23 protein-coding genes and 1 pseudogene are annotated in these 22,242 nt (G+C 62.1%); 12 read left to right on the top strand and 12 right to left on the bottom strand.

The features are described from left to right. Positions 1–42: 42 nt before the first annotated feature. Positions 43–807, bottom strand: coding sequence for an ABC transporter permease (locus tag CGK93_RS12270; RefSeq protein ID WP_089595071.1), 765 nt, complete (start codon positions 805–807; stop codon positions 43–45). Next, the gene (locus CGK93_RS12275) at positions 804–1,769 is read right to left on the bottom strand and encodes an ABC transporter ATP-binding protein (RefSeq protein ID WP_089595072.1); all 966 of its coding nucleotides are present in this window, start codon (positions 1,767–1,769) and stop codon (positions 804–806) included. The genes CGK93_RS12270 and CGK93_RS12275 overlap by 4 nt, the downstream gene beginning before the upstream one ends. Before the next feature lie 109 nt (positions 1,770–1,878). On the opposite strand from CGK93_RS12275, the gene CGK93_RS12280 reads away from it, so the two are divergent. From CGK93_RS12280 to CGK93_RS12305, 6 genes are read left to right on the top strand one after another with little or no spacing between them, the layout of a single operon-like run. Next, positions 1,879–2,700, top strand: coding sequence for a helix-turn-helix transcriptional regulator (locus CGK93_RS12280; RefSeq protein WP_089595073.1), 822 nt, complete (start codon positions 1,879–1,881; stop codon positions 2,698–2,700). Then, entirely contained in the window at positions 2,700–4,163 is a 1,464-nt protein-coding gene (sufB, locus tag CGK93_RS12285) for a Fe-S cluster assembly protein SufB (protein WP_089595074.1), read from the top strand. The genes CGK93_RS12280 and sufB overlap by 1 nt, the downstream gene beginning before the upstream one ends. A 2-nt stretch (positions 4,164–4,165) precedes the next feature. After that, a complete protein-coding gene (gene sufD, locus CGK93_RS12290) occupies positions 4,166–5,479 on the top strand; it encodes a Fe-S cluster assembly protein SufD (protein WP_089595075.1) in 1,314 nt (437 codons plus the stop codon). 21 nt (positions 5,480–5,500) lie between these two features. Next, positions 5,501–5,857, top strand: a complete 357-nt coding sequence (locus tag CGK93_RS12295) for a non-heme iron oxygenase ferredoxin subunit (RefSeq protein ID WP_089595076.1) — start codon at positions 5,501–5,503, stop codon at positions 5,855–5,857. 43 nt (positions 5,858–5,900) lie between these two features. Continuing rightward, positions 5,901–6,686, top strand: coding sequence for a Fe-S cluster assembly ATPase SufC (gene sufC, locus CGK93_RS12300; RefSeq protein ID WP_089595077.1), 786 nt, complete (start codon positions 5,901–5,903; stop codon positions 6,684–6,686). Positions 6,687–6,699: 13 nt separating this feature from the next. Then, positions 6,700–7,032: a metal-sulfur cluster assembly factor gene (locus CGK93_RS12305; RefSeq protein WP_089595078.1), complete on the top strand. Its 333-nt coding sequence runs from the start codon at positions 6,700–6,702 to the stop codon at positions 7,030–7,032. 89 nt (positions 7,033–7,121) lie between these two features. On the opposite strand, the gene ypfJ is transcribed toward CGK93_RS12305, so the two are convergent. Further along, positions 7,122–8,021, bottom strand: coding sequence for a KPN_02809 family neutral zinc metallopeptidase (gene ypfJ, locus CGK93_RS12310; protein ID WP_089595079.1), 900 nt, complete (start codon positions 8,019–8,021; stop codon positions 7,122–7,124). Between the two features lie 61 nt (positions 8,022–8,082). On the opposite strand from ypfJ, the gene CGK93_RS12315 reads away from it, so the two are divergent. Continuing rightward, entirely contained in the window at positions 8,083–9,474 is a 1,392-nt protein-coding gene (locus CGK93_RS12315; RefSeq protein ID WP_089595080.1) for a class I adenylate-forming enzyme family protein, read from the top strand. Continuing rightward, positions 9,446–10,668: pseudogene (locus tag CGK93_RS24395) on the top strand (thiolase family protein). The gene CGK93_RS12315 and the pseudogene CGK93_RS24395 overlap by 29 nt, the downstream one beginning before the upstream one ends. A 12-nt stretch (positions 10,669–10,680) precedes the next feature. Here the strand turns inward: CGK93_RS24395 and CGK93_RS12325 are convergent. Genes CGK93_RS12325 through CGK93_RS12335 form a run of 3 tightly spaced genes read right to left on the bottom strand, consistent with a single transcriptional unit; the run spans position 10,681 to position 12,671 of the window. Beyond that, positions 10,681–11,301, bottom strand: a complete 621-nt coding sequence (locus CGK93_RS12325; protein ID WP_089595081.1) for an energy-coupling factor transporter transmembrane component T family protein — start codon at positions 11,299–11,301, stop codon at positions 10,681–10,683. Next, entirely contained in the window at positions 11,298–12,035 is a 738-nt protein-coding gene (locus tag CGK93_RS12330; RefSeq protein ID WP_089595082.1) for an energy-coupling factor ABC transporter ATP-binding protein, read from the bottom strand. The genes CGK93_RS12325 and CGK93_RS12330 overlap by 4 nt, the downstream gene beginning before the upstream one ends. 18 nt (positions 12,036–12,053) lie before the next feature. Beyond that, entirely contained in the window at positions 12,054–12,671 is a 618-nt protein-coding gene (locus tag CGK93_RS12335; RefSeq protein ID WP_089595083.1) for a biotin transporter BioY, read from the bottom strand. 279 nt (positions 12,672–12,950) lie between these two features. Here CGK93_RS12335 and CGK93_RS12340 point away from each other — a divergent pair, with 279 nt between their 5' ends. After that, positions 12,951–14,549, top strand: coding sequence for an ABC-F family ATP-binding cassette domain-containing protein (locus CGK93_RS12340; RefSeq protein WP_089595084.1), 1,599 nt, complete (start codon positions 12,951–12,953; stop codon positions 14,547–14,549). Between the two features lie 146 nt (positions 14,550–14,695). On the opposite strand, the gene CGK93_RS12345 is transcribed toward CGK93_RS12340, so the two are convergent. From CGK93_RS12345 to CGK93_RS12360, 4 genes are read right to left on the bottom strand one after another with little or no spacing between them, the layout of a single operon-like run. Continuing rightward, positions 14,696–15,163: a YbaK/EbsC family protein gene (locus CGK93_RS12345; protein WP_157731788.1), complete on the bottom strand. Its 468-nt coding sequence runs from the start codon at positions 15,161–15,163 to the stop codon at positions 14,696–14,698. After that, positions 15,164–16,030 carry an SURF1 family cytochrome oxidase biogenesis protein gene (locus tag CGK93_RS12350; protein ID WP_089595085.1) on the bottom strand — a complete coding sequence of 289 codons (867 nt, stop codon included), beginning with the start codon at positions 16,028–16,030 and terminating at the stop codon, positions 15,164–15,166. Further along, on the bottom strand, positions 16,031–16,306 hold the full coding sequence (locus CGK93_RS12355) for a hypothetical protein (protein ID WP_089595086.1): 276 nt from the start codon (positions 16,304–16,306) through the stop codon (positions 16,031–16,033). Then, complete coding sequence (locus tag CGK93_RS12360) at positions 16,303–16,800, bottom strand: DUF3099 domain-containing protein (RefSeq protein ID WP_089595087.1); 498 nt, start codon at positions 16,798–16,800, stop codon at positions 16,303–16,305. The genes CGK93_RS12355 and CGK93_RS12360 overlap by 4 nt, the downstream gene beginning before the upstream one ends. A gap of 153 nt (positions 16,801–16,953) precedes the next feature. Between CGK93_RS12360 and fabG the strand changes: the two genes are divergently transcribed. From fabG to CGK93_RS12375, 3 genes are all read left to right on the top strand, one after another. Beyond that, positions 16,954–17,679: a 3-oxoacyl-ACP reductase FabG gene (gene fabG, locus CGK93_RS12365; RefSeq protein WP_089595088.1), complete on the top strand. Its 726-nt coding sequence runs from the start codon at positions 16,954–16,956 to the stop codon at positions 17,677–17,679. Positions 17,680–17,788: 109 nt separating this feature from the next. Beyond that, the gene (locus CGK93_RS12370) at positions 17,789–18,541 is read left to right on the top strand and encodes an SDR family oxidoreductase (RefSeq protein ID WP_089595089.1); all 753 of its coding nucleotides are present in this window, start codon (positions 17,789–17,791) and stop codon (positions 18,539–18,541) included. A 268-nt stretch (positions 18,542–18,809) separates the two neighbouring features. After that, a complete protein-coding gene (locus CGK93_RS12375; RefSeq protein WP_089595090.1) occupies positions 18,810–20,312 on the top strand; it encodes a sugar ABC transporter ATP-binding protein in 1,503 nt (500 codons plus the stop codon). Positions 20,313–20,384: 72 nt separating this feature from the next. Here CGK93_RS12375 and CGK93_RS24125 read toward each other — a convergent pair whose 3' ends face one another. Further along, entirely contained in the window at positions 20,385–20,981 is a 597-nt protein-coding gene (locus CGK93_RS24125; RefSeq protein WP_232481310.1) for a hypothetical protein, read from the bottom strand. 317 nt (positions 20,982–21,298) lie between these two features. Continuing rightward, complete coding sequence (gene serB, locus CGK93_RS12385; protein WP_089595091.1) at positions 21,299–22,192, bottom strand: phosphoserine phosphatase SerB; 894 nt, start codon at positions 22,190–22,192, stop codon at positions 21,299–21,301. Between the last annotated feature and the right edge of the window lie 50 nt (positions 22,193–22,242).

A 22,242-nucleotide genomic window follows, 5' to 3' on the forward strand; every position in this document is an offset into this window, starting at 1 on the left:
CTCACTTCTCAGTTCTGCATTGTTGGTAGGTGCCCGGTTGAATTAGTTCCACTTGAACCAGCGGATGGCTGCGGCGCCGGCGAGTACCGTCCACAGCAGAAGGACAAGGACGGCGGGAAATGGTACGGCGCCTGCGAGGAAAGCATCGCGGAGCGCCTGGCCCAGGGCGCCGGACGGAAGGAAGTGGACGATGCCTTGAAGCACAGAGGGCAATCGATCGGCCGGCACCACAATGCCGCCCAAGGCGCCCAGCAGGATCCACAGCAGGTTGGTGATGGCCAGCGTTGCCTCCGGGCGGACCGTGCCCGCAACCAGCAGTCCCAGGGCAGTGAAGGCGGCGGCGCCAAGAACCAGCAGTCCGAGCCCGGGCAGCCAGGCTTCGGGCCGGGGCTGCCACCCCAGGAAGGCGGCAATGGTGCCCACCACCACTACCTGCAGGAAAAGGACCACCAGCACGGCAAGGATCTTGCCGGCAATGAGCCCACCCCTGCCCAGCGGTGTGGTGGACAGGAATCGGAGGACTCCATAGCGACGGTCGAAGCCGGTGGCAATACCTTGCCCGGTGAAGGCCGTGGACATCGCGCAAAGAGCCAGGATGCCCGGTGTGGCAACGTCCACACGTGATCCCCCGAGGCCATCCAGGAGAGGAGTCACAACGAGTCCCACCAAAGCCATCAAGGGCAGGACGATGGCAAGGATCAGCTGTTCGCCGTTCCGCAGCATGGTGATGGTCTCATAGCGCCCCTGCTGCATGATGCGACGCGGCAGCGATGCGGGTCCCGCGTTGGCGGAGAGGAGCTTGCTCATCGGAGGTCCCTTCCGGAAATGTCCAGGAACACGTCTTCAAGGCTACGGGCTTCCAGACGGAGCGAAGCCGGCATGATGTTTCGTTCCGCCCACCAGGCAGTCAGCGCTGCAAGGTCTTTCGGTGTGATCGCACCCGTGATGGAGTAGCTTCCCGAGCGTGTCTCGGTCAGTTGAAGGCCCGGCCCGAGGGCACCGGCAAAGTCGAGTCCGCCCGGCGCATCGAAGTAGAGCGTCCGGTCCGTGATGGCAGAATCCGTGACGTGGTCATGTCGAAGCAGTTCCGCGACGGTTCCCTCCACCACGTTGTGGCCGCCGTCGATGATGTAGACGTAGTCGGCCAGGCGCTCGGCGTCGTCCATCAGGTGGGTGGTCAGGACAATCCCCATGCCGGCGTCGCGAAGTTCGGCGATCAGGTCAAAAACCATCTGGCGCGATTGCGGATCCAGCCCCGCACTGGGCTCATCGAGGAACAGGATCTCCGGGCTTCCCACCAAGGCAGCTGCCAGGGCGAGGCGCTGCTTTTGGCCGCCGGACAGCCGACGCACGCTGGTCCTGCTGAATTGGCCGATTCCCAGCCGTTCCACCAGCGCGTCAACATCCATGGGGTTTTGGTACATGCCGGCAACGTGCCGCAACAGCGGGATGGGACGGGCCGACGGCGGCAACCCGCCGTCCTGGAGCATGACGCCTACGCGGGACCTCAAGTCGGCGCCTGCCGCGTCAGGGTCCGCACCAAGGAGCGAGATACTCCCTCCGGTCCGTTTCTGCAGACCTTGCGCACATTCAAGGGTGGTGGTCTTCCCGGCACCATTGGCGCCGAGGAGGGCGGTCACTTGGCCGCGCTCCGCAACAAGGGACAGTCCGCTGACCACCCGGAGCATTTTGCCGTCAAGGGAGGCCAGGGGGCCTACATCCTTAATGAGTCCGTCAATGGTGAGGACAGGGGATTCGGGTGAGCGCACCAGAGTATTCTACGTGAAGTAGTACGGTCACACTTGGCGGGCGGCTGAGGTCAGTCTTGCCTTACTGGATGCATGAAACAAATTACGACATGATTGTGTTGTGTATTCCATGAGCAGTCCAACTTCCATGCCCTCACCACGGCATGCTGCAGCGGCAGGGGCATTCGCTGCCCCGCCTGCGCTGCCGGACGCGGATGACCGCACGAGGGACCGGGTGCTGAGCGCAGTTCTTGAGAACGGTCCGGTGAGCGCCGCGGAACTCGGCGACCTCCTCGGCTTCACACCGGCTGCCGTCCGCCGGCACCTTGACCATTTGGAGCGAAGCGGCGTCATAGAGGTCAAGCGGGTGGCCAAGGCCGGTTCCGGGGCGGGACGTCCCGCTCGCCGCTACGTCCTGAGCTCCCAGGGGCAGTCCACTCTGGGCGACGACTACCTGAACATCGCCAGTTCGGCGCTCCGCCGCCTCCAGGAACTCGCCGGCGAAGACGCAGTCCGTGAATACGCGGAGGAACGCTTCTCGGACATGGAACGGCGCTACGCCCCCGAAGTCGACGCCGCCGGAGATGACATCACTGCCCGGGCCATGGCACTCTCCAAGGCCCTCAGCCGCGACCGCTTCGTGGCTTCAGCACACTCCATTGAGGCCAAGGCCCCGTTGCCTGCTGCGCTGTCCAGCGTTCAGCTGTGCCAGGGCCATTGCCCCATCCAGCGGCTCGCCGCGGAATTTCCGGTGTTTTGCGATACCGAGACCAAGGTCTTCTCGCGATTGGTGGGCGTCGATGTCCGACGCCTCTCCACACTCGCGCAGGGCGGCCACGTCTGCACCACCCACATACCTACCGGGCGCCCGGCTGCCACGGCATCCCCAGATGTCGCAGAGCAGTCCGGGAACCCGTACCAGGAATCAAACAACCAGCAAGAAAGGCCGTGATGACGGACCAAATAGCAGAGAAAGCGGTAGCTGACGGCACTGTGATCTCGGAGATTCTGGAGAAGAATCCCGAACTGCACGGTATCGGAAACTACGAGTACGGCTGGGCCGACAAGAACGACGTAGGCGCAAACGCCCGTCGTGGCCTCAACGAGGAGGTCGTCCGCGACATCTCCTCGAAGAAGAACGAGCCCCAATGGATGCTCGATCTGCGGCTCAAGGGCCTCAAGTACTTCGACCGCAAGCCCATGCCTACCTGGGGTGCAGACCTCTCCGGCATCGACTTCGACAACATCAAGTATTTTGTGCGTTCCACCGAAAAGCAGGCGGCAACGTGGGAAGACCTTCCGGAAGACATCCGGAACACCTACGAGAAGCTGGGCATCCCGGAAGCTGAGCGCAGCCGCCTCGTCTCGGGCGTCGCTGCCCAGTACGAGTCCGAGGTGGTCTACCACCAGATCCGTGAGGACCTTGAAGCCCAGGGCGTCATCTTCCTCGACACTGACACCGCATTGCGTGAGCACCCGGAGATCTTCCAGGAATACTTCGGCACCATCATTCCGGTGGGCGACAACAAGTTCGCATCGCTGAACACGGCTGTCTGGTCCGGCGGTTCCTTCGTGTACGTACCCAAGGGTGTCCACGTGGACATTCCGCTGCAGGCCTACTTCCGTATCAACACGGAAAACATGGGCCAGTTCGAGCGCACGCTGATCATCGCCGATGAGGACTCCTACGTTCACTACATCGAAGGCTGCACGGCTCCGATCTACACCTCGGATTCCCTGCACTCGGCCGTTGTGGAGATCATCGTGAAGAAGGGCGCCCGCGTCCGCTACACGACCATCCAGAACTGGTCCACCAACGTGTACAACCTCGTCACCAAGCGCGCCATCTGCGAAGAGGGCGCCACCATGGAGTGGATCGATGGCAACATCGGGTCCAAGGTGACCATGAAGTACCCGGCCGTGTACCTTGTGGGCGAGCATGCCAAGGGTGAAACCCTCTCCATCGCTTTCGCCGGCGAAGGCCAGCACCAGGACACCGGCTCCAAGATGGTGCACATCGCACCGAATACCAAGAGCTCCATCATTTCCAAGTCCGTGGCCCGCGGCGGTGGCCGTGCTGCATACCGCGGATTGGTCCAGGTCCGCGAGGGCGCCAAGCACTCGGCCAACACGGTCCGTTGTGACGCGCTCCTGGTGGACACGATTTCCCGCTCGGACACGTACCCGTACATCGACATCCGTGAGGATGACGTTGTCATGGGCCACGAGGCCACCGTTTCCCGCGTCAGCGAAGAGCAGCTCTTCTATCTGATGTCCCGCGGCATGCCTGAAGACGAGGCCATGGCCATGATCGTGCGCGGCTTCATTGAGCCGATTGCCCGTGAACTGCCCATGGAATACGCCCTTGAGCTGAACCGCTTGATTGAACTGCAGATGGAAGGGTCCGTCGGTTAACAATGACTGATATCACTACTGAAAAGGCGCGCATCGGCGCGCCCTCGGCCCACCCGTTTATCAACGGCTTCACCGAGGAAGGCGAGAACCTTTCGCCTGTGAACACCGGTACGAACACCAGCACGACGTCGGAGCAGCCTTCCGCTGGTCCGCTGGCCGGCGCTTCGGCCAAGAGCCACTCGCATGGTGGCGGCGTAGGCATCCCGGACGGCTCGCGTGCCGGCCGCCTCACGTCCTACAAGCTGGCAGACTTCAAGCCGCTGAACGGACTTGAGGAAGACTGGCGCTTCACCCCGCTGAAGCGGCTTCGTGGCCTTCACACCGACGTCCTCAACGGCGCAGCCCCGGCTGTCAGCGTCACCGCACCCGTCGGCGTCGTTGTTGAAACCGTTGGCCGCGATGACCAGCGCATCGGCCAGGCAGCCATCCCGGAGGACCTTGTGTCCGCCAACGCCTGGGAGAACTTCGCCGAGGCCACGGTCATCACCGTGCCCGCCGAGCTGCAGGCCGGGAGTGAAGTTTCGGTCCTGATCACCGGCGCCGGCGAGGCACCGTCTGCCCAGCACATCGTGATTGTGGCAGAACGTTTCTCCAAGGCTGTTGTGGTCCTGGACCACCAGGGCACCGCAGTTGTCTCCGAGAACGTGGAAATCATCGTTGAAGACGGTGCTGAACTGACCGTTGTCTCCTTGCAGGAATGGGCAGACAACGCTGTGCACGCGTCATCGCAGCAGGCAAAGATCGGCCGCGATGCCAAGTTCAAGCACATTGTGGTCAGCCTTGGCGGCGACCTCGTTCGTGTCACGCCGTCCACGCGCTTCACGGCTCCCGGTGCCGACGTCGAAATGTTCGGCCTGTACTTCGCCGACGCCGGACAGCACCTTGAGCAGCGCCTGTTCGTTGACCACGCAGTGGCCAACTGCAAGTCGCGCGTTCTCTACAAGGGCGCCCTCCAGGGCCGCAACGCCCACAGCGTGTGGGTTGGCGACGTCCTGATCCGCAAGGAAGCAGAAGGCACGGACACTTACGAGGCCAACCGCAACCTGGTCCTCACGGACGGTGCCCGCGCCGACTCCGTACCCAACCTCGAAATCGAAACCGGGTTGATCGAGGGTGCCGGCCACGCCAGTGCCACGGGCCGGTTCGACGACGAACACCTGTTCTACCTCATGGCCCGCGGCATCCCCGAGAAGGTTGCCCGCCGCCTGGTGGTCCGAGGCTTCCTCAACGAGATCATCCAGCAGATCAAGGTCCCGGCAATCGAAGATCGCCTGACCGCAGCTGTTGAGCGCGAACTCGCCGCGACCGACAACTAAGACAGGCCAGGCAGAGCAACAATGAGTGAAGAAACCAAGGGCGAGCTGGTATGCAACGCCAATGACATCCAGGTCAAGCAAGCGCTGCGCGTCCTGATTGATGACTACCCCGTAGCCATCGTCAAGGACTCGATGGGCGAGATCCACGCCATCGCCGATACTTGCTCGCACGCGGACATCTCGTTGTCCGAGGGTGAGGTTGAAGGCTGCGCGATCGAGTGCTGGGGCCACGGTTCCCAGTTTGACCTCCGCAGCGGACAGCCGCTCCAGCTGCCTGCTTATGACCCCGTCCCTGTTTTCGCCGTCACCATCGACGGAGACGACGTGTATGTGGACGTGACCAATGTTGTGAACGGCGCCTCGGTAGATCACTACTGAGCGCCCAGTACCGCCAGACTTACGAACGGAAAGAAAGAAGAGCATGTCAACTCTTGAAATCAAGGACCTGCACGTCAGCATCGAGACGGAGCAGGGCACCAAGGAGATCCTGAAGGGCGTCAGCCTCACCATTAAGACCGGTGAGACGCACGCCATCATGGGCCCCAACGGCTCGGGCAAGTCCACTCTGGCCTCCACCATCGCCGGGCACCCGCGCTACAACGTCACCAGCGGCACCATTACGCTGGATGGCGAAAATGTGCTGGAAATGAGTGTCGACGAGCGCGCCCGCGCAGGCGTCTTCCTGGCCATGCAGTACCCGGTAGAGGTTCCCGGCGTCACCATGACCAACTTCCTGCGGACCGCCAAGACCGCAATCGACGGCGAAGCACCGGCCCTGCGCACGTGGACCAAGGACGTCAAGGCTGCCATGCAGCAGCTCCGTATCGACGCCGACTTCGCACAGCGCAATGTCAACGAGGGCTTCTCCGGCGGTGAGAAGAAGCGCGTTGAGATCCTTCAGCTTGAACTCTTCAAGCCGAAGTTCGCCATTCTTGACGAGACCGACTCCGGCCTTGACGTTGACGCCCTGAAGGTTGTCTCCGAGGGCGTTAACCGCGCTCATGAAGAGGGCAACATGGGCACCTTGCTCATCACCCACTACACCCGCATCCTGCGCTACATCAAGCCGGACTTCGTTCACGTGTTCGTTGACGGCAAGGTTGTTGAAGAGGGCGGCCCCGAGCTCGCCGACCGTCTTGAAGACGAGGGCTACGACCGCTACGCCCCAGGCGCCGGCGTTGCCGTTGCTCCTGCCGTGCAGGCCTAGTTAGGATCGTTCCATGACCGAAATCAACACGGCGCGCACCAGCCTCGAGGACGTCGAGGAAGCGCTCAAGGACGTGATTGACCCCGAACTCGGCGTCAACATTGTGGACTTGGGCCTTCTTTACGGACTGAAGTATTCCGACGACGACGGCGCTCTCCTGATCGACATGACACTGACCACTGCGGCTTGCCCGCTGACGGACGTGCTTGAAGAGCAGGTAGGCAAGTCCCTTGACGGCGTGGTTGATGATTGGCGCCTGAACTGGGTATGGATGCCGCCATGGGGTCCTGAGCGGATCACCGATGACGGCAAGGACCAGATGCGGGCCCTCGGCTTCAACATCTGATCAGCAGTTTTACGCTCGCTTGCAGCGGGTAAAAGGAAGGGTTCCGGGCCACTGGCCCGGAACCCTTCCTTTGTCGTTAGCCCGCTGCACTAAGGCGCAGCTACACCAAACGTGTCGCACTTGTTGATGTCGCCCGTGGTGTACCCCTGATAGAACCATTTCTGCCGCTGCTCACTGGAGCCGTGGGTCCATGACTCAGGAGAGACGCGGCCCGTAGCAGCCTCCTGGATGCGGTCATCGCCCACCGCGGAAGCAGCGGAGAGCGCATCCTGCAGATCCTGCTGCGTCAGGGGATCAAGGAAGGGTTTGCCGCTGGCGTCCGTTTGCGTCGTTGCATGCCTGACCCACAAACCCGCATAGCAGTCAGCCTGCAGTTCCACCCTGACGGCACCCGACTGCGGACCTTGGGGATCCTGCTGAGCCTGGTCCAGGCTTCCGAGGACATTTTGTACATGGTGTCCGAACTCGTGGGCCACTACATACTCCTGTGCCAGCGGTCCTCCGGAGGAACCAAAGCGGGTCACCAGTTCGTCGAAAAAGCCAGGGTCAAAATATGCGGTGGTGTCTGCAGGGCAATAGAACGGACCCACAGCGCTGGTAGCTGCACCGCAGCCGGTATTGGTGGCCGCACTGAAGATGACAGTCTTGGGCCGTGGGTACTGGACGTTGTAGTCGGCAAGGTAGTCAGGCCAGAAAGCGTTCAGGCTGTTCACCGTTCCGGTGATCCGGCAGTCCAAGCGTTTGTCCGCGTCAGCACCTGTCTGGCATTCCTGGACACCTCCGGCGCCGCCACTTTCGACGGCGGGCGGCTGGGTTCCGCTGCCTGTCAGGTCGCCCAGGATGTTGGGGTTTATGCCGAAGAGAGCCAGCAGCAGCACCACGATCCCGCCACCAATGCCACCGCCGATCTTGGTCCCGCGGCCCATTCCACTGCCACGTCGGTCCTCCACTTGGGAGGGGTCAAGCTGTGCGCCGTCATTGAAACTCATACAGTCAGAATAGACGTCACTATTGGTGCCCGGCGGCTGACACTGCCGTAAAATCGTCTGGATGCCTTTCCTGGACAAACTTCAGCTCTGGGCCGATGAGCGCCCCCACGACACCGCGGTCGTTGTGGGCAGCAGCCGGCTCACCTGGGCGGGACTCCGCGACGCCGCAGCAGGGCTGCTGAACGATGCGACCACCACTACTGTTCTTGCCGAGCCCAATTCCGTTCGCTTCGTGGAGCGCTACACGGCAGCGGTGGCGGGGGAGCGGAGCTGCGCGGTGCTCGACCCCGAATGGCCGATTCCGATGATCGAAGAAGTCACATCGCGCATTGGCGGGACCACCAGGCCGGTCGAGACCGGGTTGTTGGACGGGGACCCGTCCAGTACGTTCCTCATCGGCCTTACCTCGGGCACTACCTCCGTCCCCAAAGCCTTCACCAGGTCCCGCCGTTCCTGGCAGGTGTCCTTCGAGGCATCCATCGAGTTCTTCGGCCTCTCACAGGACGACCGGACACTGGCGCCCGGCCCTCTGTCAGCCAGCCTTAATCTGTACGCGCTCTCGGAATGCCTGTACGCGGGTGCCGCGTTTCATACGCTCGAATCGTTCGACGTCGGAGACGCCCACGCTGCCATCAGCCACGACGGCATCACCCGCTTGGTCCTTGCACCCACCGCGCTGCGATTGCTCAGCGAACGGGGACTGGCAGGGGACGTGGACGCCTCAGGAATCCGCAGCATCATCTGTGCTGGTTCCAAGTTGGACGCCCGGACCTTGGAGGCGGCCCGGCGGTGGGCGCCCCGAGCGGCAATCTACGAGTATTACGGCGCTTCAGAGCTGAGCTTTGTATCGGGCACCCGCCTTGCCGCCGGGGAACCAATGGACGCCGGTGGTACCGGCATTGGCTCGCCTTTCCCGGGTGTTGAACTGAACATCCTCGACGACGCCGGCAAGCCACTGCCGGACGGCAGGCACGGAAACATCAGCGTTCGCAGCGGAATGGTCAGCAACGGCTACCTGTGGGGAGACGATGGCCAAGCCCTGAGGTGCCTCGACGGTTGGTACACCGTAGGGGATCAGGGGTTCCTTGAGAAGGGCACCCTTCACATTCTGGGCCGCCGCTCGGACATGATCATTACCTCGGGGAAGAACGTCTACCCGCACGAGGTGGAGCTTGCCGTCGCCTCCGTGCCTGGCGTGGACGGTGCTGTTGCGGCCGGAGCGCCCGACGATGTCCGCGGCCAAAGGGTGATCGCCGGCGTCGTGCCTGCCTGCGGTGCGGTCACAGCCACCCAGCTCCGCACGGGACTGGATGGTCTGCTGGCACGGGATAAATGGCCCCTTCAGTACTACTTGTTGGCGGAGTTGCCCCTGACCGACCGGGGCAAAGTCAGCAGAAAAGTTCTCCTGGACTGGATCAAGAACCATGACCCCCGGGCGCAGCTTCTTGGATAGCGGCTACGACTCCGCCAGAGAAACCGACGAGTCCCGGCAACCCGTCATCATAGCCGCGCTTCGATCTCCGGTTTGTCGCGCCAACGGCCAGCTGAAGCATCTCCGTGCCCCGGACCTCCTGGCACCTGTGCTGGCTGCCCTGGTGGAAACAGCAGGTGTGGACCCGGCGGACGTTGACGACGTCATCATGGGCAACGCCGTGGGCGGCGGCGGGAACGTGGCGCGCTTCGCAGCGCTCCAGGCGGGCCTGCCCATCACCGTTCCCGGGATCACCGTTGACCGGCAATGCGGTTCGGGCCTGGACGCCATTGCACTGGCATCCCGTCTGGTGGCGGCCGGCGGTGATCCGCTGTTCCTGGCGGGCGGCGTTGAAAGCATCAGTACCGCCCCGCAAGGGCTAACAGGAACGACGACGGCGAACTCGACTTCTACTCCAGGGCCAGCTTTGTGCCACCACAGTTTGGCGACCCTGACATGGGCGTGGCGGCCGAGAACGTTGCCCGGGGGTTTGGCGTTACGCGTGAGCGCCAGGATGAGTACGCACTCCGGAGCCATCGCCGTGCCGTTGAAGCGGCCAGGACAGGCTGTTTCTCTGCGGAAATAGTCCCGCTGACGTTGCGCGACAAAATGGTGGATTCCGACGACGGCCCCCGGGCGTCCTTGCGGGCACCGCTGATGGCCAGGTTCCCGGCGGCATTCGTGCCCGGCGGAACGGTCACGGCAGGTAACTCTTGCTTTGACGCGGACGCAGCATCCGCCGTCGTAGTCACGTCACTGAAGCGTGCCCGTACGTTGGGGGCCACCGACGGATTGGTGCTGCTGGGGTGCGACACCACCGGTGTCGATCCGCAGTACCTCGGTATCGGCGCGGCGCATGCGGCCGGACGTCTCTTGGACAGCCACGCTGTAGACGCAGGTGACATTGACCTTGTGGAATTCAACGAGGCCTTCGCATCCCAAACCATTGCATGCCTGGAGTACGTGGGCATCGATCCGGCGAGGGCCAACCTCCAGGGCGGCGCCTTGGCACTGGGCCACGGCTATGGTGCCTCCGGGGCTGTCCTGGTGACCCGCTTGTTGGCTCAGGCACGCAGCATGTATTCCGCCAAAGGACAGAGCCCGCTGGGGTTGGCCATGATCAGCAGCGCAGGCGGGATGGGAACCGCAGCGCTCCTGCGGTACTCAAAGCTCTAGTCCCTGCCCTGGTCAGTCCCCTTCGCCCAATCCGCGGGCTGCCAGAGCATCACCGGTTTGCCGGGCATACGCCACAGTGGTGATGAAGACCGGAAGAACCAGCGCCCTGGGATTGCGTTCAAGTCCGCGTGCCCGCGCTGAGTCACGGACATCCGAGAATGCGCCGGCAATAAAGGGAATGCTCCTCAACATCACCGCGATGGTCAAAGCGAAGCGCTCAGGGTCGGCACCGACGCGCCGGAAGGGCTTTGCCAGTGCCACCACACCGTCCAACAGGTCCTGCACAGGGGTGGAGGCTGTCAACACTGAAGCTGCCACCACACACACCAGCACGTTCAACACGATGCGGGCAGCAGTGGGCGCGCCGAGTTGCCACCACTGGAAGAGGCCGATGACCAAGAGGATGGGCATCACCATCCAGATAGCCCGCACGAGGCGACGTAACCCGGCTCCGGTCAGCATGAACAAACCACACATGACGGCAAAGATGGCCAGCGAAACGGCCCAGTCGACTATGAGGAACGACGCCGCTCCACAGGCCGCCACCACCAGGAACTTCAGCCACAGGGGAGTGCGGTGGATGATCGAGTTGCCGCGAACATAGTTGGCGATCAGGAAGCCATGGCCCCTCACCTGGACACGTCACCCAAGCGGGCACTGGGCAGGGGAGTTGCGCACAGCGCACGGTAACGGGTAACGCCTTCGGCAGCACCGCCGTCGAACACGATGCGTCCGGACTCCACCACCAGGACCCTGTCCATGTCGAGCGCAAGGTCCAGGTCATGCGTGGACATGATCACCTGTTGGTCGAGGCCGGCGACGGTACGCCGCAGGAGTTCACGATTTCTCAGGTCCAGGAGCGTGGACGGTTCGTCGAGCACCAGCACTGTGGGATCGACGGCCAGGACTGCGGCCAAGGCCAGCAACTGCCGTTCACCACCGGACAGTTCGTAGATGCTCTGATCGGCCAAGTGCAGCAGGCCGAAACGATCCAGGACTGTTTCTGCCCGGGCCGCCCGCTCTTTGGAGTTCTTGATGGAACGGCGCAAGGAAAGCTCAACGTCTTCGCGCCCTGTGGGCATGACCAGTTGCGACAAAGGATCGGTGAAAACAAAACCCACGTTGCCCCGGACGCGGCGCACGGCGCCAACAGTGTTGTCCCCGTGGACCACTACGCTGCCTTGGGTCGGCTCAACCAAGCCATTCACGAGCCGCAGCAGAGTGGACTTCCCGGATCCGTTGGCGCCGATCACTCCGATCCGGCGTTCGGTCAGGTCAAGGGAAAAGTCGTGCAGCAGGGTCTTGGGCGTGTCGCTGTCATCGACGGCGACACGCACCGAAACCCTGCTGAAACTGATGGAATTCATGGAGTGATTGTTCCCGCTTTACTTGACCCGACGCACCAGGACGTCCGGGAAGGCTTTGTGGATTGCCATGGCGATGATCACGGCCAGGACGTTCTTAAGGATATCTCCGGGGACAAAGGGAAGGTCGGCGAAGAAGGCCTTGGCGAAGTCCAACTTTGCGTTGACCATCATGCCCACAACACCCAGAGCATGAATGACCACGATGCTGCTCACCATGGTGGCGGCGAACAACCAGAGGGCCCTGAACTTAACGGTCCGACGGATGACAATGGCCGCGAGGTAGCCGGTGGCTGCTGCAGCCAAGGGGAACGCAATGATGTAACCGGCGGAGGGAGTCGCCAGGATACCCAATCCGCTGCGGCCGCCGCTGAAGATCGGCAGCCCCGCCAAACCCAACAGCACATAAAGCCCGACGGCGGCGAAACCGCGCCCGGCGCCCAGCACCAAACCGCTGAGCATCACCGTCAGGGTCACCAGGGTGATGGGCACGCCAAGGGCGCCTACCGGGATGCCGGGAACGATCGCGGAGGCTGCCACGAGGGCTGCGAAAACCGCGATGAGGCCGAGATCGGTGGCGGTCCACCGCTTGCGGGACGTTGGCTTGTGCTGCACAGTGGCAGTGTTGGTCTGGCTCATGACGGGTCCAATCAGGTGTGATGCGATGCGATGAATGCGGAGCTTTCTCCCCTGTCCTTGAGAATACGGATGGTGCGGACATGGAAATTTGGAGCCTTCCCACAAAGCCAGCCAGGAATTGTTTGGCCGTTGGCACAGTTTCCCCCCGCGGGACCCGATGTCAGCCCGCGGCCGGGGTACCGGTAGACTTGGACAGGCTGTTCTCACAGCCGCACCCCGCCGCACTTATCGGACCCACCGGTCCCCGCGAGCGTTCCCCATTGAAAGGCATCACCCGAATTGATTACCGTCCAGGACCTCGAACTCCGCGCCGGCGCACGCCTGCTCATGGACCAGGTCAACTTCAGGGTGGACAAAGGGGACAAGATTGGACTCGTCGGACGTAACGGTGCCGGCAAGACCACCCTCACCCGGGTTCTCGCCGGCGAAGGCCTTCCCGCAGGCGGCAAGGTCACCCGCACCGGTGAAATCGGCTACCTTCCGCAGGACCCACGGACCCCGGACATGGAGCAGCTCGCCCGCGACCGCATCCTCTCCGCGCGTGGCTTGGACGTGGTGGTGGGAAAGCTCAAAAAGGCCCACGATGACATGGCAAGCGACGACGCATCCGTCCAGCGCAAAGCAATGAACCGCTACGACCGTCTGGAAGCTGAATTCCTGGCCGGTGGCGGTTACGCTGCCGAGGCTGAAGCCGCCGCGATCTCCTCCAACCTCGCGTTGCCGGACCGTCTCCTCAACCAGCCGCTGAAGACCCTTTCCGGTGGCCAGCGCCGCCGCGTGGAATTGGCGCGCATCCTGTATTCGGACGCCGAGACCTTGCTCCTCGACGAACCCACCAACCACCTCGACGCCGACTCCATCACGTGGTTGCGCGACTTCCTGAAGAACCACCAGGGTGGCCTGATCGTGATAAGCCACGACACCGAACTGCTGGAAGCAACGGTCAACAAGGTCTACCTGCTGGACGCCAACCGCGCCCAGATCGATTACTACAACATGGACTGGAAGCGCTACCTGCTCCAGCGCGAAACGGACGAGCGCGCCAGGAAGCGCGAACGTGCCAACGCTGAAAAGAAGGCCCAGGTCCTGATTGACCAGGCCAACAAGATGCGCGCCAAGGCCACCAAGGCTGTCGCCGCCCAAAACATGGCCAAGCGTGCCGAGCGGCTCCTGAGCGGACTGGAGGCTGTACGCGAGAACGACCGCGTGGCCGCACTGCGCTTCCCGGATCCCTCACCCTGCGGCAAGACTCCGCTCACCGCCGAAGGCCTCAGCAAGTCCTATGGTTCGCTGGAAATCTTCACGGACGTGGACCTCGCCATCGACCGCGGTTCCAAGGTGGTCATCCTGGGTCTCAACGGTGCCGGCAAGACCACCCTGCTGCGCATGCTGGCAGGTGTCGACAAGCCGGATACGGGCGACATCATCCCCGGTCATGGCCTTAAAGTGGGCTATTACGCCCAGGAGCATGAGACGCTCGACGTCGACCGCACCGTCCTGGAGAACATGCGCTCGTCCGCGCCGGACATGAAAGACGCTGAAGTCCGGGGCATCCTGGGTTCGTTCCTCTTCTCCGGTGACGACGTCGACAAGCCTGCAGGTGTTCTCTCCGGTGGTGAGAAGACCCGCTTGGCCCTCGCCACCATCGTGGCTTCCAGCGCCAACGTCCTCCTCCTCGATGAGCCCACCAACAACCTGGACCCCGCCAGCCGCGCGGAAATCCTGGGCGCGCTCAAGAACTACAGCGGCGCCGTCGTCATGGTCAGCCACGACGAAGGCGCTGTATCCGCGCTGAACCCTGAGCGTGTCGTGTTGCTCCCGGATGGCGTGGAGGATCACTGGAACGAGGACTACCTGGACCTGATCACGCTGGCGTAAGCCTGCATGGCGGTCCGTTGCGCCTTGTTGTTGCGTCCGCTGCGCGGCGCGCTTGATGTGCCGCGGGCTCGCTCGTTCCTCGCTTGGACGCACGCTACGCAGATCAACCGCGTCGCTCCGCTGGTGGCCAGGTCACCCCATGCGATTTATCGAACCTGCAGGGGTTCCGCGCTCGTGATTCGTGCCAGTTCTTCGTAGGCGATGGAGAACATGGAGTTGTGGTCTCCGGCTCCGGCCCAGAGGACAGGGTGTTCCTGCAGGGACGTGTCCAGGATGGTCCGTAGTTTCTTGGGGTGGCCCACTGGCGCCACTCCGCCTACTTCCTGACCGGTGTGCTCCAGCACGAAGTCCGGCGTTGCACGGCGGATCTTTCCTGTTCCCAACTGTGCTGCGACCAATGCTGTATCAACCTTGGCTGCACCGCTGGCGAGAATCAGCAAGGGTTGGCCGTCCAACTCAAAGATCAGGCTGTTGGTGATGGCCGCCACCCCGCATCCCAGGACTAACGCGGCGGCGGCCGCCGTCGGGACCTTGTCCTCGAAGATCCGAACCGTGTCCTGGGCGCCGGCGGCGGTCAGGGCCGACTTTACGTTGAGTACGGGATCCGGAATCATTCAGTACCCTTGCGCATCCAGGATGGCGTCTTCCTCTTCTTCGGACGTAGCGCGCTTGTTCTTCCGGGGAGCCGGAGTACGCTTCTTCGGCGTGCCGCCGGCAGCGATGATGTGCTCGTCCTCTTCCTCTTCGGCGTCGATGGCCGCGTTGCGGGCCTGTTGCCGTGCTGCGTAGCCGAACCCGATAAACATCAGGACACCAAAGGCAAACCATTGCAGGGAGTAGGAGAGGTGCGTCCCCTCCTCGGTTGCCGGCTTAGGGAAGGGTGTCGGCATCGGCTGTACTACAGGATCTTCACTGGCCAGCTGGCCGTAGGCCCCAGTAGCGATGGGGTAGGGAAGCTCGCTGGCGAAACTTGCCAGGTCAATGGAGGCCAACTGCCCGTCCACCGCTCCACGGTCCAGCTTGGGTTCAGCTGGCTTGAGGCGCGCTACCACCGTAACTTGGCCCGTTGGTGGGGCGGGTACAACATCGGGACGGCCGGGAGTGTTGTTGCCTATGGGCAGCCACCCACGGTCAATGACCACCGCTTCGCCGGTGGCCAGCCGGAAGGGAACCACGACGTCGTAACCTGGCTGGCCGTTCAGCGGGCGGTTTCGGACAACCCGCTGGCCCTCCAGGTCGTAGCTGCCGCGCAGCTGGACCTGGGTCCATTCCCGTTCAGGATCCAGGGTGTTGAACTGGTCCTTGATTTCCGCGTAGGGGATAGGCGTGGCCGAGTAGTTGCTCACCACGCGGTTGATTTCCGCCAACGTCTCGGCGCGGCGGTCCATCTGCCAGCGGCCCAGGAATACACACGCGGTGGCAAAAATGACAGCCAGGACAAAGTACCCCAGCCACTTGCTGGAGAAGAGGAAGCGGTACATTCAGCCGGCCTCGTTCACTGCAGCTTCGCCCGCCGTGAAGACGATCGTTTCTTTCCACAGTCCCCGGGTGGTCAGATACTCCTCCAACCACTCCCGGTGGTCTCCGCAGGAAAGCCATACCTTGCGCCGTTCCGGAGTGTGGATACGCGGGTTGTTCCACAGGAGTTGCCACTGGGCACCGGACCGGCACCCTTTCCGGGAGCACACCGCCGGAGCCGTGGCGCGTTCGGAGTCCTGGCCGGCCGCACCTGGGCCGCCAAGGTTAAAGATGTTCATGAAGCCGCCCGTTCGTCGCCGGGGTGTCCGGCCTCGCTTGCAGGTCCCCTCGAAGGGCCGCCTGGATTGCTTGTTGGTTCGTCATCCACCAGCTCGCCCTGGAGCACCGTGGGTCCATCGGCAGTGGCTTCTTCCGGCTGGGAGGAGCGCTCGATTTCGGGGACAGCCACGTAGTCCAGCAATGACTCGCTGTGGTCTTCAGCTTTGTCATTGCCGTTGGCGATGACGACCGCGATCCATGGGAGGAAAACAGCGCCGGCGATCGCAATGATCTTGAACCATCCATCAACCACGAAAATCAGGACGATGCAGACCATGCGGATACCCATGGCCACCGCGTACTTGATCATGCGCTCACGCATGTCCTCGGAGTGGGCAGCGGCGGCATCCGTGATGCTGTGGACTTCGGGGTCGCCGGAAAAAGCGTCCGGTTCCCCGGGCACTTGCTGCAGGGGACTGTTTTCTCGTGTCACAACTGAATCATCACGCTCCAAAGGCCTCTCCCAATTCTCTCACCAAGGCCCTAACCGCCCAAACCGCGCAGGTTGCTGGTTACCCACGGGTTGGGATGGGCGGCGGATAAGATCGTCACAGGAAAATCCCCTTTCAATGCGGCACGTCGATGCCGCGGAACCTGGAGCCACAGCATGTCTGAAGCAGTCACAACCGGCCGCAGCGTCTTGATCACCGGCGGCAACCGCGGCATTGGCCTGGCCATTGCGGAATCGTTCCTCGCCAACGGCGACAAGGTGGCGGTGACCTACCGAAGTGAAACAAAGCTGCCTGAAGGCATCCTGGGCGTTCAGGCCGACGTCACGGACGAGGCCTCCATTGACGCTGCGTTCAAGATCGTCGAAGAAGCCCATGGACCCGTTGAAGTACTGGTTGCCAATGCCGGCATCACCAAGGACACGCTCTTGCTCCGCATGAGCGAAGACGACTTCACCTCGGTCCTCGACACCAACCTCACCGGCGCATTCCGTGTGATCAAGCGGGCGTCCAAGGGAATGATCCGGCTCCGGAAGGGCCGTGTAGTCCTCATCTCTTCCGTCTCCGGCCTCTATGGCGCACCCGGGCAGATCAACTATTCCGCGTCCAAGGCGGGCATGGTAGGCATTGCACGTTCCCTGACCCGCGAGCTCGGCAGCCGGGGCATCACGGCCAACGTGGTGGCGCCCGGCTTCATCAACACTGACATGACGGCCGAACTGCCCGAGGACACCCAGAAGGCCTATCTGGCCAACGTTCCGGCAGGTCGGTTTGCCGAAGCCTCCGAAGTGGCTGACGTGGTGCGCTGGGTTGCCAGCGACGAAGCTGCGTACATCTCAGGTGCCGTGATCCCGGTGGATGGTGGGCTGGGTATGGGCCACTAGCCTGGGCCGCTGTTTTTTGTCCGGGGCCCACAAGCGATTTCGTCTATGCCGCTGGCATGATGGAAGGCGAGGCCACGGAATTTGGATGAAGTGAACAAAAGGAGCATGAATGGGAACGCTGGATAACAAGACCGCCATCGTCACGGGATCTTCCCGCGGAATTGGCGCCGAAGTTGCCAAGATCCTCGCAGGCGAGGGTGCCGCCGTCGTCGTTAATTACCGGCAGAAGGCGCCCCGCGCCAACAAGGTAGTGGCTGGGATCCAGGAGGCAGGCGGCCGTGCGGCTGCTGTGGGCGCAGACCTCACCACGGATGAAGGCGTGCACGCCCTTGCCAGTAAAGCCATGGAGGAGTTCGGTTCCCTTGATGTCCTGGTGCTGAACGCGTCGGGCGGCATGGAATCGGGCATGGAAGAGGGCTACGCACTCAAGCTGAACCGCGATGCCCAGGTCAACATACTCAACGCAGCCGTTCCGCTCATGCCTGAGGGTTCGCGCGTCGTTTTCGTGACCAGCCACCAGGCGCATTTTGTGGAGACTGTTCCCACCATGCCCGAGTACGAGCCCGTCGCGAAGAGCAAGCGCGCCGGGGAGGACGCACTGCGTGAACTGATTCCCCACCTCGCGGACAAGGGCATCTCGCTGGTGGTGGTCTCCGGTGACATGATCGAGGGCACAGTAACCGCGACCCTGCTGGATCGGTCCAACCCAGGAGCCATCGAAGCGCGCCGTGCCGAGGCCGGCAAGCTTTACTCCGTGGAGGAGTTCGCTGCCGAGGTTGCCAAGATGGTCACCGCGGACGTCGAATCCGGACACACGGAATACGTTGGCGGAGCCGATTACTTCGGTAAGACTGGCGAGTAGCAAATAACACCACAGCTGTGGCCCGGGACCCTGTTCCGGGCCACAGCTGTTTAACGCCACAGTGACGGAACAGTCATCCACGCTTTGAAGTATCAGTTTGATAAATTATCCAGATTCTCGCGTCACGAAATGGAGATAATTGTTTCGCAAAATTGGCTTTGCATTATGAGAATCCTTCTGGTTGACTCTCCAAGGCAGCCTCGCACGTAGTTGTCAGCACGTTGCATAAACCACAATGGGAGGGTTTATGCATGCCTTAGGAGCTTCTTTGGACCTGTTATTACATGCTGATGATATTCACGCATCGTACGATCAACGGCGCATCCTCAAAGGTGTTGAGCTTTCGTTGCATCGCGGCGAGATCCTGGGGTTGATTGGGACCAACGGCGCCGGCAAGAGCACCCTGATGGGCGTCCTGGCCGGATCCGTCAAGCACGACCTTGGACGGATCACCCTGGCCGGTGAAAAGTACATGCCGGATTCCATGGCTGAAGCGCAGGCTTGCGGAGTGGGGCTTATTCCCCAGAACTTCCACCTGGACCCGGAACTGACCATCACCGAGGCCATCTTCCGCGGGACCTTCCAGTCGGGCCGGTCACACGCGGAACTCCGCGATCAAGCGGGCAAGCTGATCCGGGACATTGGCATCACCATGGACCCTGACGCGAAGGTCGGAACGCTGATTCGAGCCGAGCAGGCCTTGGTGGAGGTCCTCCGAATGGTGGCTGAGGAAGCCCAACTGGTGATCATGGACGAAGTGGCAGCGTCACTTCCGGACCACGATGTCGCAGTTTTGCATCAGGTGCTGAGAATGCTGACACGTCAGGGTCGGGCCATCATCTACATCACCCACCGCCTTGATGAGGTCCGTTCCATAGCCCACAACATCGCGGTCATGCGCGACGGCAAGGTGCACAAGGTCGTGGAGGCCAGCAAGACCGACGTCGACGAACTTGCCTTCCTCCTGCTGCAGCAGGAACTGGAGCGGATTTCCCGGCCTGCCGGCCCGGCGGCCGGGGGAGAGGCCCTGCGGATCTCCAACCTCAACGTGGAGGAAAAAGTCCGTGATGTTAGCTTTGGTGTGGCCAAAGGCGAAATCTTCGGCCTGGTGGGAACCCACAGATCGGGCGTCTATCAACTGATATCAGCGCTGGCGGGTTTCCGCCCCTGCACCTCGGGAAAGATCTACGTGAACGGAACCCACGTCCAAATCCGTGGGCCCCAGGATGCACAGCGGTTGAAGATCGGTTACTCGCCGGATGCGGCCGATACCTTTGGGCCGGGGACCAGCATCGCGGAAGGGCTTCACCAGGGCGCCGGGGCGGGCGCTGAAAGCCTGCGGGATGAGATCACCCACCTCAGGGGTGTGGCTGACGTAGTGCACCGCATGCGCATCAACACCACCAACATCCAGGGCGCGCTCTCCACTCTTTCCGGCGGCGACCGCCAGAAGGTGGAACTGGCCCGATGGATCTCCACCGACTGTGATGTCCTGATCCTCAGTCATCCCAGTCGCGGGATTGACATTGGGGCCAAAGAGATTGTGTACAAGATGCTGACGCAGCTCAGCAAGACCGGCGTCGCCATCATTCTCCTGTCCTCAGACCTCTCGGAGATGGTCAACTGGTGCCACCGGATTGGTGTCATGCGGGACGGGGAACTTGTCAGCATTGAGGCCAATGCCAATACCAATGAGGATGTTCTGGTGCACCATATGCTGGGCGTTAAGTTCGAATCGGGCGGAAGCGAAGCCCGGCGCGCGAAAGTCTGACGCTTCCTGCATCACCGACGAATGAGGGGCGGCTGCGATACTCGCAGCCGCCCCTCACGATTAAGACCGGGATCAGATGGCGATGGCCTTGGCGATGTTATTGAGCTTGTGCCGTGCCAGCGCCAGGTTGGCATAGGTCCGGTCCAGCACGAGGTAGACAAAGAGCCCCTTTGACCCCGCCGAGTTCAGGACGTTGATGAGGTGGTACTGCGAATCCAGAGTGATGAGGACGTCTTCAATGGAGCTGTCCAGTCCAAGGTCGGCCATGGTTCGGAGCTTGGAGCTGACAACATTGGAGTTTCCAGCAGCAGCGACTCCCAGATCGAAGCCTGGGTTGCCGCCCTGCGCCAGCGCCATTCCGCTGGTGTAGTCAACAATGGCTGCACCCGTGGCGCCTTCGATGGAGAGCAGTTGCTTCGTAGCTTCGTCTAGTGTGCTCATGATCAGTTCTTCCTGTTCTGTGGTTTCATCACTGGCAGCCATGAAATAGACGGACGGAACTTCCAGGTAGGCGGGCACACCAGGGCCGGAATCCCATTGGTTGGGAACCATTCCCGTTGCCACCGCGTCAGGGTGCCGCTCGCGAATGATCTCGTGGAGAGGTGTTGGAAGGGGTTCAAATCCTTCGCTGCGTTTCCACCATTTCCACGTACGCTCCGAACGGTTCACTAACTGACCCTGCACTTCCGTCATTCAGACTGCCGCATGTTCTACGGATTTCTTCGTCGAGTTTTTCACTCTACACATCAATTACGGGCAAACGGAAAGAGCATCAACTTCCCGGGAAATCCACCGCAAAGAATGCGCCATTAATGACGATTTGATAAATAGTCAGAATAATCGCGTCACGAAATGCGCATTGCTGTTTCACTCCCCAGACAGCAGGTCAGTGCAGATTCTGCATCAGATATTTTTGGGCGTGCCAAAGCGACCCGCAGCAATGCGCGGGCTGGCCGCGGGTCACAGCGGCGTGGGCAAAGCAGGAGTCAGACGTTGGCGATGTGCCGGACGGCGTCAAGGTAGGGCATGTTGATGGCAGCGTCCGCTGCCGCACGAACAGCCGGCTTGGCATTGAACGCAATACCAATTCCTGCCGCACTAAGCATGTCCAGGTCATTGGCGCCGTCGCCCACGGCGATGGTGTGCTCAAGGCTGATGCTCTCCGCGGCCGCCCACTCACGCAAATACTTCTCTTTGGCCGCCCGGTCGATGACAGCGCCGAGCACCTTGCCGGTCAACACGCCGTCGACGATTTCGAGCTCATTGGCGATCCAATGGTCCAGCCCAAGTTCCATGGCAATGGGACGGAGGATCTGGTTGAAGCCGCCGGACACCACCGCCACAACATGGCCCGCTTCCTTAAAGGCCGCCACGAGTTCTGCAGCACCAAGACTGAGGCGCACCTCTTTGCGGACGGACTCGACGACGTCCACGGGCAGCCCGGCAAGCACGGCAACCCGGGCATGGAGACTCTGGGCGAAGTCCAACTCGCCACGCATCGCTGCCTCGGTCACAGCGGCAACTTCCTCGCGCTTGCCTGCGTGGGCTGCCAGCAATTCAATGACTTCCTGCTGGATCAGCGTGGAATCGACATCCATGATGAGGAGCTTCCGGGGGGCCTGGCGCAGGCCTTCGGGAACAATGGCGGTATCAAAACCGGTACTGGCTGCCGCAGCAACGTGTCGCCGAACGGTGGCAAGATCCGCCAACGATTCCGTACCAGCAGCAAGACCGGACGTCATGACACTGAAGCGCTGGTCGCCACCCTGTGATTCCGATGACACTTCGACGCCGGCGTCAGCAAGTGCCTTCCGAAGGCCAACGAGGGATTCGGGGGACAGATGCACGCCATAGCTGACCGCAGTCAAGTTCGAAGTCATGGCCTCAATCCTACTGAGCGGTGCCTATCCGCCCGAATTCGTTTCGACTG

Origin of the sequence: Arthrobacter sp. YN (genome assembly GCF_002224285.1) — a bacterium.
Classification (GTDB): Bacteria; Actinomycetota; Actinomycetes; order Actinomycetales; family Micrococcaceae; genus Arthrobacter.

What these genes read in the sequence shown, in the direction of transcription:
- CGK93_RS12345 (WP_157731788.1), bottom strand. Translation starts at nt 15,163, where the DNA reads ATGATTCCGGATCCCGTACTCAACGTAAAGTCGGCCCTGACCGCCGCC.
- sufD (WP_089595075.1), top strand. Translation starts at nt 4,166, where the DNA reads ATGACTGATATCACTACTGAAAAGGCGCGCATCGGCGCGCCCTCGGCC.
- serB (WP_089595091.1), bottom strand. Translation starts at nt 22,192, where the DNA reads ATGACTTCGAACTTGACTGCGGTCAGCTATGGCGTGCATCTGTCCCCC.
- sufC (WP_089595077.1), top strand. Translation starts at nt 5,901, where the DNA reads ATGTCAACTCTTGAAATCAAGGACCTGCACGTCAGCATCGAGACGGAG.
- ypfJ (WP_089595079.1), bottom strand. Translation starts at nt 8,021, where the DNA reads ATGAGTTTCAATGACGGCGCACAGCTTGACCCCTCCCAAGTGGAGGAC.
- fabG (WP_089595088.1), top strand. Translation starts at nt 16,954, where the DNA reads ATGTCTGAAGCAGTCACAACCGGCCGCAGCGTCTTGATCACCGGCGGC.
- CGK93_RS12295 (WP_089595076.1), top strand. Translation starts at nt 5,501, where the DNA reads ATGAGTGAAGAAACCAAGGGCGAGCTGGTATGCAACGCCAATGACATC.
- CGK93_RS12330 (WP_089595082.1), bottom strand. Translation starts at nt 12,035, where the DNA reads ATGAATTCCATCAGTTTCAGCAGGGTTTCGGTGCGTGTCGCCGTCGAT.
- CGK93_RS12355 (WP_089595086.1), bottom strand. Translation starts at nt 16,306, where the DNA reads ATGAACATCTTTAACCTTGGCGGCCCAGGTGCGGCCGGCCAGGACTCC.
- CGK93_RS12335 (WP_089595083.1), bottom strand. Translation starts at nt 12,671, where the DNA reads ATGAGCCAGACCAACACTGCCACTGTGCAGCACAAGCCAACGTCCCGC.
- sufB (WP_089595074.1), top strand. Translation starts at nt 2,700, where the DNA reads ATGACGGACCAAATAGCAGAGAAAGCGGTAGCTGACGGCACTGTGATC.
- CGK93_RS12370 (WP_089595089.1), top strand. Translation starts at nt 17,789, where the DNA reads ATGGGAACGCTGGATAACAAGACCGCCATCGTCACGGGATCTTCCCGC.
- CGK93_RS12280 (WP_089595073.1), top strand. Translation starts at nt 1,879, where the DNA reads ATGAGCAGTCCAACTTCCATGCCCTCACCACGGCATGCTGCAGCGGCA.
- CGK93_RS12305 (WP_089595078.1), top strand. Translation starts at nt 6,700, where the DNA reads ATGACCGAAATCAACACGGCGCGCACCAGCCTCGAGGACGTCGAGGAA.
- CGK93_RS12350 (WP_089595085.1), bottom strand. Translation starts at nt 16,030, where the DNA reads ATGTACCGCTTCCTCTTCTCCAGCAAGTGGCTGGGGTACTTTGTCCTG.
- CGK93_RS12315 (WP_089595080.1), top strand. Translation starts at nt 8,083, where the DNA reads ATGCCTTTCCTGGACAAACTTCAGCTCTGGGCCGATGAGCGCCCCCAC.
- CGK93_RS12270 (WP_089595071.1), bottom strand. Translation starts at nt 807, where the DNA reads ATGAGCAAGCTCCTCTCCGCCAACGCGGGACCCGCATCGCTGCCGCGT.